Origin of the sequence: Pseudomonas sp. 22085 (assembly GCF_052045815.1) — a bacterium.
GTDB lineage: Bacteria > Pseudomonadota > Gammaproteobacteria > Pseudomonadales > Pseudomonadaceae > Aquipseudomonas > Aquipseudomonas glycinae.
Window position 1 is genome coordinate 1 of sequence record NZ_JBQEQA010000041.1, and the last position, 9,411, is coordinate 9,411.

Consider the following 9,411-nt stretch of genomic DNA (forward strand, 5'->3'; position numbering starts at 1 on the left):
GTTTACGAGAAAAACCTCAGCGACGGCAGCAGCCCCGATGCACCCGCCCTGACCCAAAGCGGCACCTTCACCATCACCGCGCTGGACGGCGTCACCACGCTGACCATCGGTGGCATCGCCGTGGTCACCAATGGCGTGGCCGCAGGCTTCCCGCAATCGGTGACCACGCCACTGGGCAGCACCCTGACCATCACCGGTTTCAACGCTGCAACCGGCGTCGTCAGCTACAGCTACACCCTGGTCGACAACGAAGCGCACCCAACCGCCAACGGCGCCAACGTGCTCAACGAGCAGTTCGCCGTGACCGTGGTCGACGACAACGGCACCACCGCCAACGCCACGCTGGACGTGAACATCGTCGACGACCTGCCAAAAGGCGTGGACGACAGCAACGCGGGCACCGCTTCGGAAACCAATCTCACGCTGACTGGCAACGTCCTCACCAACGACGTGCAAGGCGCCGACCGCGTACCGACCGGCCCGAATGCCGGCCCGATTACCGCCGGCACCTTTACGGGGACTTACGGGACATTGGTGCTGAACGCCAACGGCACTTACACCTACACGCTCAACACCAGCGACGCTGATTTCAAAGCGCTGCACGGCGGCGGCAACGGCACTGAAACCTTCACCTACACCATCACCGATGCCGACGGCGATACCAGCACCGCGAATCTGGTGCTGAACATCCACAACAACGACGATCAGGTCTACCTCAACGGCCTCGACGTCAACGGTGGCGAGCTCACCGTCTACGAGAAAAATCTCAGCGACGGCACCAGCCCCAACACCCCGGCGCTGACCCAAAGCGGCACCTTCACCGTCACTGCCCTCGACGGTCTGCAAACCCTGACCGTGGGCGGCATCGCCGTGATCACCAACGGTGTCGCGGCAGGCTTCCCGCAATCGGCGGTCACCCCGCTGGGCAGCACGCTGACCATCACCGGATACGACCCGGCCACTGGCGTTGTCAGTTACAGCTACACCCTGGTCGATAACGAAACCCATCCGACCGCCAACGGCGCCAACAGCATCACCGAGAACTTCAACGTGGTGGCGACCGACACCGACGGCAGCACGGCGACCGGGCAGATCAACGTCAACATCATCGATGACCTGCCGACCGCCAAACCCGACGCGACGTCGGTGCAGGAGGGCGGCACCGTCAGCGGCAACGTGCTGGACAACGATATCGGCGGCGCCGATGGCCCGGCTGCCAGTGGCGCGGTAGTGGGCGTGCGCGCCGGCTCCGACACCTCGACCTCGGCCATCGGCGGCCTCAACAGCAACATCAACGGCACCTACGGCTACCTGACCCTCGACGCCAACGGCAATGCGGTCTACCACAGCAACCCGAATGCCGTGAGCGGCCCGGGTGCGGTGGACGTGTTCGTGTACACCGTGCGCGATTCCGACGGCGATGAAAGCACCACCACCATCACCATCGACGTCTACAACAGCAAACTGTGCGCGGTCAGCGACACCGACGTCACCGTCTACGAAAAAGCCCTCGACCTGACCAAGGACGGGCAAGACCTGGCCCCTGGCACGGTCACCGGCAGCGATCCGACCAGCACCGGGGAAACCGCGTCCGGCACGCTGGTCGGTTCGGTCACCGGCGCGGTCGGTGCGATCAGCTACGCGCTGGTCGGCAGCGCCACCGGCAACTACGGGCAGATCGTGCTCAACCCCGACGGTACGTACACCTACACCCTGACCTCACCGGCCAGTACCACCCCGCACGCCGACGACGGCGCCAACACCCTGACCGAAACCTTCACCTACCAGGCCACCGATTCGCTGGGCAACGTCGTTACCAGCACCATCGTGGTCAACATCGTCGATGACGTACCGAAGGCGATCAACGACAGCAACGCCGGCACCGCGTCGGAAACCCAGTTGACCCTCAACGGCAACGTGCTGACCAACGACGTGCAAGGCGCCGACGTGGTGGCGACCGGCCCGAATGCTGGCCCGATCACTCCCGGCACCTTCACCGGCACTTACGGCACGTTGGTGCTTAACGCCAACGGCACGTACACCTACACGCTGAACACCAACGATGCAGACTTCAAAAACCTGCACGGCGGTGGCAACGGCACCGAGACCTTCACCTACACCCTGACCGATGCCGATGGCGACACCAGCACCGCCAACCTGGTGCTGAACATCCACAACAACGACGATCCGGTGGTCCTCAACGGCCTCGACGTGTATGGCGGCGAGCTGACTGTCTATGAGAAAAACCTCGGCGACGGCACCAGCCCCGATACCCCGGCACTGACCCAGAGCGGCACCTTCACCGTCACCGCTCTTGACGGTCTGCAAACTCTGACCGTGGGCGGCATCGCCGTGATGACCAACGGCGTGGCCGCCGGCTTCCCGCAATCTACCGTCACCCCGCTGGGCAGCACGCTGACCATCACCGGATACGACCCGGCAACCGGCGTGGTCAGTTACAGCTACACCCTGGTCGATAACGAAAGCCACCCGAACGCCAACGGTGCCAACAGCATCACCGAGAACTTCAACGTGGTGGCGACGGACACCGATGGCAGCACCGCCACCGGGCAGATCAACGTCAACATCATCGACGACCTGCCGACCGCCAAGGCCGACACCGGCTCGGTGGCGGAGGGCGGCACGGTCAACATCAGCGTGCTGGGCAATGACGTCAGTGGCGCGGATGGCGCGGCAATCGTGGTCGGCGTGCGCGCCGGCAGCAACACCGCGACCTCGGCCATCGGCGGCCTCAACAGCAACATCAACGGCAACTACGGCTACCTGACACTCGACGCCAACGGCAACGCGGTCTATCACAGCAATCCGAACTCGGTGAGCCCGCCCGGCGCTACCGATACCTTCACCTACACCATCCGCGACAGTGACGGCGACGAAAGCACCACCACCATCACCGTCAACGTCGCCGACAGCAAACTCGTGGCTTCGACCGATCAGGACGTGACCGTCTACGAGAAAGCTCTCGACCTGACCCAGGACGGACAAGACCTGGCCCCCGGCACGGTCACCGGCAGCGACCCGAGCAACACCGGCGAAACTGCCAGCGGCACACTGGTCGGTTCGGTCAGCGGCGGCAGCGGGGCGATCACCTACACCCTGGTCGGCAGCGCCACCGGGACTTACGGGCAGATCCAGCTCAATGCCGACGGCACGTACACCTACACCCTGACCTCGGCGCCGAAAACCACGCCGAACGCCAACGACGGGCCGAACACCCTGAGCGAAAGCTTCACCTACAAAGCCACCGATGCGCTGGGCAACAGCACCACCAGCACCATCGTGGTCAACATCGTCGACGACGTGCCCAAAGCGGTGGCGTCGGATCGTTCAGTGGCAGCGGTGGAGATCGACTCCAACATCCTTATCGTCCTCGACATCTCCGGCAGCATGGCTGACGCCTCCGGCGTACCGGGTCTGTCGCGGCTGGAACTGGCGAAGCAGGCGATCAGCGCCTTGCTCGACAAGTACGACGATCTGGGCGATGTGAAAGTGCAGCTCGTCACCTTCAGCAGCAACGCCACCGACCGCACTTCGGTGTGGGTCGATGTCGCGACGGCCAAGACCCTTCTGGCCGGCCTCAGCGCGGGCGGCGGCACCAACTACGACGCTGCCGTGGCAACCATGTACAACGCGTTCAACACCTCGGGCAAACTCACCGGGGCACAGAACGTCGGTTACTTCTTCTCCGACGGCAAACCCAACGAGGGTGACATCGGCACCGCCGACGAAGCGACGCTCAAGGCGTTCCTCGATGCCAACAACATCAAGAACTACGCGATCGGCCTGGGCAGCGGCGTGAGCAACGCCAACCTCGATCCGCTGGCGTACGACGGCATCACCCACACCAACACCAACGCGGTGGTGGTCACCGACCTCAATCAACTCAATTCGGTGCTGTCCGGCACCGTCGAGGGCGCGCCGGTCACCGGTTCGTTGATCGGCGAGGGCGGTACGTTCGGCGTCGATGGCGGGTTCATCAAATCCATCGTGGTCGACGGCACCACCTACACCTATGACCCGAAAGCCAACGGCGGCCAGGGTTCACTGGTCGCCAGCGGCGGCGCCAACCACGGCACGTTCAACACGGTGAACAACACCCTGAGCATCGCCACCAACAACAGCGGCACCCTGGTGGTCAACCTCGACACCGGCGACTACAGCTACACCTCGCAAAAAACCACCGCCGTGGTGATCACCGAGAACATCGGCTTCACCCTCAGCGACAACGACGGCGACCTCGCCAGTTCGACCCTGACCGTGAAAGTGATCCCCAACGCGCCTCCGGTGGCGGTGGACGACCACATCATCACCAACGTGCTGTCGGGCAACATCGTGGTGCCGGGCGAGCTGTTGCTGGCCAACGACACCGACCCGAACGGCGACACCCTCAACGCCACGCCGACCTCGTTCAACACCGGCTGGATCTCCAAATCGGCAGACTTCACCGGCAGCGGCGCGATCAGCTTCACCGGCACCAATGCGAACACCGCCGCCAACCAGAACCTGGCCAACGTGCGCAATGCGTTCAGCGCCAACGCTGCGACCATGACCGCCGTGCTGGTGGTCAGCGGCTACCTCGGCGCGGTCACCAACACCAACGCCAACGATGAAGATCGCATCACCGTCAACCTGCGCCAGGGTGAAACCCTCAACCTGGACCACAACCTGGCGGCCGGTCACATCACCATGGAGTACTCGATCAATGGCGGCGCCTGGATCGCCCTCGCGGACGGCCAGACCCTGACCGCGACGTCCGACGGCGTCTACCAGATCCACATCACCAACATCACCAACACCACGGGCAGCAACGCCAACGCGGCGGAGAACTACCAGCTGACCATGACCCTCAACTACGCCGGGGCCCACGACATCACCCCGGACTACCACGGCACCTACACCGCCAACGATAACCACGGCGGCAGCGACACGGCGAACGTGACCATCAGCTATCAGGACGGCCACACCCTCACCGGCACCTCGGGCGATGACGTGCTGGTGGCCGGCACTGGCGACAACATCATCAACGCCGGCGACGGCAACGATGTACTGACCGCAGGCTCCGGCAATAACGAACTGCACGGCGGGGCCGGCAACGACTTGCTCTACAGCGGCCCGGGCAACGACCTGCTCGACGGAGGCACTGGCATCGACACCGCCAGCTACGCCCATGCCACCGCCGGGGTGACGGTCAACCTCGGTCTGCTCGGTGCGCAAAACACCATTGGCGCCGGGACAGACACCCTGACCGGCATCGAAAATCTCGTCGGCTCGAACTTCAACGACAGCCTCACCGGCGACAACAATAACAACGTGATCAACGGCGGTCTGGGCAACGACATCCTCAACGGCGGCGGGGGCGATGACCTGCTGATCGGCGGGATGGGCAACAACACCCTGACCGGCGGGCCGGGCGCCGACACCTTCCAGTGGCTCAAGGGCAACAGCGGTCACGACCTCGTCACCGACTTCACCCCCGGCACCGACAAGCTCGACCTGTCGCAACTGCTGCAAGGTGAAAACGGCACGTCGGCGTCACTGGATGACTACCTGCACTTCACCGTCACCGGCAGCGGCGCCTCGGTCATGACCAGCATCGATGTCAGCGCCATGGCCGGCGCCACGCCGAACCAGACCATCGACCTGGCCGGCGTCAACCTCGCCAGCCACTACGGCGTGACGCCGGGGGCGGGCGGTTTGATCGCCAGCGGGCATGACACGGCGACGATCATCAACGGGATGCTCAATGATCATTCGTTGAAGGTGGACACGGTCTGATCTGATCGCTGAAACGACAAAACCCGCCGTCCCGATCAACCGGGACGGCGGGTTTTTTCTTGGATTGATCGTTCCCACGCTCCGCGTGGGAATGCCTCAATGGACGCTCTGCGTCCGCTCTTTGGGACGCGGAGCGTCCCGGGCTGCATTCCCACGCAGAGCGTGGGAACGATCAGGCGGCGATCAGGCTACGGCGGGCGCCTCAGCCTTCAACTCCAGATTATCCAGCACGCGATTCACCGCCAGCTCCCCAAGCATGATCAACTGCGCAATCCCCAACAACACATGCCGCTGCGGGCCATCAACCAGCCCGGCGAAGTCATTGGCCATGACCTTGGCCGAGGTCAGGGTTTCACAGGCGTCTGCCAGCAACTCTTCGCTGTCGATACCGGGCGCGATGAGGTAGCGGGTGTTGGGTTTGAGCAGCGGTTTTCGGGGGAGGAGGGGATTGAGGTAATGGTCGAGCGCACGCTCGGCGGCTTCGTGAAATTTTTTGGAATCGAGGGTTTCGTAGGGGGAAGTCGAATCGACTTCGGGCGGGTTTGGCGTTGGTTTGATCATTGTGAAGCTCCTTGAGATATGGAGCCGTCATCCATCGCTGCTAAACGAAGAGGGTGGCGGCTGAACGCGGGTTAGCAGACCAGGCTCAAGGATCCCGGCGCACCGAAGTGCCCCACGTCAGCCGCCATAACAAACACTGGCGACACCAACGTGCCTTGAAGTTAACCGGGCTGCTAAACCCGATCGCTGTTTTTCAGCGACCGCCAAACAATAGAACCCGCCCCCAAGGCGCACAAGCCGGCGGATTCTGGCGGATGCGTAGGCAAAGGCGCAAGGTGGCGTGGCTTTGCGGATATAAACTTCAACACTCTTCAACAAATGCATCCTCAGCAGGTAGAACTACCAAATCCGCCCGCCCGGTTGAAAGGGCGCGTGGGTTTCCCTGATGGGAGCAGGCAATTAAACAGGGTCACTTTCCATCCCCCGATTTTCCTTGTGTGGTGAGTATTGAGCGGCACTCTCGACAGAGCGCCGCTCGACCAGACCGGGGGGGCGGGTTCAGACCGACGTTTTTGACTGGCTCAAACGGCTGGCCATGAGCGCTTGTCCACGTGAAGCCGGGGTTGCGAGATAGGACACCGTCCCGTTGAGTGGAGGCTGTACGGTACTGCTGTCTCCACCTCCTGCGGCTTGCCCCCAGGTCACGACTCGACCGTCGGCGGTTAGCGCTGTGAAACCATGGGTATTGGCGTAGATCGCTACGACGTCGGTCAATTGCGCCGCGACCGGAGCTGTATTCCCGCCCACCGTTGCATTACCCCATGCCGCCACCGTTCCATCCTTGTACAGCACGGCAAATGCGTCGGATGTGCCCGCGATCTGAACAACATCATCCCGGGCCGCGATGGCGGCGGGCACGATACCGGCAGCATTGGTTTCGGGCCATGCAACCACATGACCGTTTTCTCGCAGCGCTGCGAAGGCGGCCCAGGTTCCGACGACTGAAAAGATATCCGTCAGGGAGGCTATCAGCGTGGGAACTGTCCCCCCTTGCGCAGCAGGGCCCCAGGCGACGACCTGTTTGGTGTCGAGCAGGGCACAGAATGAATAGTGATTGGCACAGGCAAGTTGCGTGATATTGGTCAGGCCGGCAATGGTGGCCGGTACCGCGCCACCATAGGTTGCGTGGCCCCAGGCGACTACCGTGCCGTTTGTTCTTCTCGCCGCGAAGGCATATAAACTGCCGAGAAGCTCGTCGATATCGTCGAGCGTATCTATCGGTGGAGTCACGGTTCCGCCATGGGCGGCCACGCCCCAGGCCTTGACGTGGCCTGTAGCCAGTCGTACTGCAAAGGCATATCCGGCAGGGGTTACCTCGACAGCATTGGTAATGGCCTTGACCTCGGCACTTGTCGTTCCTCCGTTAACTATTGTGCCCCAGGCATGGACGGTTCCATCACCCTTGATCCCCGCGAAAGCAGTGGTATTGCCGACAACCTGGGTGAAGCCCGTTGGATTGACTGTACTCATGTCACTGCCCTCACCTGCGGTGTTGCTCCAGGCGATGGTGGTGTTGTTGCTGCGTCGGGCTGCATAGGTACTGCGTGTGCAGCTCACTTCCACAATGTCGTTCATGGTGATGATAGTGGGCGGGATGGTACTGCCATTGGCAGGCAAACCCCAACCCGCCATATTGTTCTTGTCTCGAAGCGCGACGAACGCTGCCTGGCCGGTGACGGTGCTTTCGCTGCCATTGCCGTAGATGTTCGCTTCACTAATCGTGAAGTGGTCGTCGAGAGTACGTACCTGAAGAGGTTCCTGTGGGGAGGTATCGAGCCAGTTCTGGCCCTTGGTCCAGGTGCTGCTATTGGCGTATTTCCACTCGGCCAGGATCGGTTTGCCGGTCGTGGCATCAAATGCCATCAGCCAGCGGCTGGCTCGCGAAGCCCAATACACGCTGCGGTTGTGGCGGGCACCCATGACCTTCAGTTTGCCCGCTCCGATCACATTGCTTACGTCGTATACCGCCGGGACTGAAGGGTCATCGGTACCACCTGCCTTGCGTTTGACGGTATAAGTCAGCTCGATAGTGTTGCCATCTTCAGCAAGGATCACGCTGTGAGGCACTTTGATCGACGACAGCTCTTTGTCCGCCTCTGTGGGCTTGACCGGGTACGCAGGAAGGGTGGTAGGAGATTTTCCCGTCACGGTAACGATGACTTCGTCGTCTGCCTTCAGTCCAGCGGAGGCGTTGATGATGATTGTTGCACCAGCCGTTACGTGATCAGGATTCAATTGATCACCTTTTGCTTCCTTGAACTCGGCCGGGGCCAGTCGCTGTTGCTGTGAGGTTCCGATCGTAAATACTTTTGGATTCGAATAACTGGTCTTGCCCGATTCAAACCGAACGATGTGATAGCGGATACTCAACCGTTCACCGCGACGGGCCTCAAAATACTGCAGTACAAACGCCGCATTGAGCGGAAATTTCACGGGTTTGCCGGCGCTCAGTGAGTTGAGGGATTTGCTGTCCGTAAACAGCAGCACACCTTGGTCATCGTGCAATTGCCAGTGCACCACATCCTTGGGCAGGGTTGGATTGTTGACCGGGTTGGGGCAGGTGACTTCGCTGATGCCGTTGGGCAAATCCCTGGGTTCCAGCGCGCCGTCCTTTTCGCCCAGGAGTATTGGCTTGACCAGCTCAAGCTTCGGCTCACCGATGTTCAACGGCGAGGCTGGCGGGGAAGGCCTGCGAACGATTTCGCCGTTCTCGCCTTCACTGAGTAAGTCGTATGACACCACCAGGTTGCCGCCTTCGCCGGGTTTCAGGTACTCGGGGCCTGAAATGATGACGATGAACCCCTCAGGGTCATCGGCCTCCTGCTGGGTCGGAAAGATCCAGGCCAGCTCAGGCTCGAAAACGGTGCCGTCCGCAAGGGTAATGCTCCAGTGGATTTCAATGGCGTTGTCCGGGGTGATCAGCGGATCGTAGGGGATGCGGACGATCACGCTCGGCAAGTCGGGATCAAGCGCACCGCTCACGGCGCTTTCGACGATGGGGGCTGCCAGGCGGGTGGGTTCGCCGAGCATGTTGATGAAGCGGCCTCTGGAGCG

General features: G+C 62.0%; 2 protein-coding genes and 1 pseudogene. 1 reads left to right on the top strand and 2 read right to left on the bottom strand.

The genetic code is table 11. The annotated features are described in order from the left end of the window. Positions 1–5,796: Ig-like domain-containing protein (locus ACTJK7_RS28925; protein WP_440781108.1), on the top strand; the 5,796-nt coding region annotated here is incomplete at its 5' end. 183 nt (positions 5,797–5,979) lie between these two features. Here ACTJK7_RS28925 and ACTJK7_RS28930 read toward each other — a convergent pair. Further along, the gene (locus ACTJK7_RS28930) at positions 5,980–6,357 is read right to left on the bottom strand and encodes a DUF6124 family protein (protein ID WP_108560188.1); all 378 of its coding nucleotides are present in this window, start codon (positions 6,355–6,357) and stop codon (positions 5,980–5,982) included. 498 nt (positions 6,358–6,855) lie between these two features. Then, a pseudogene (locus ACTJK7_RS28935) lies at positions 6,856–9,411 on the bottom strand (hypothetical protein); the annotation flags it as partial.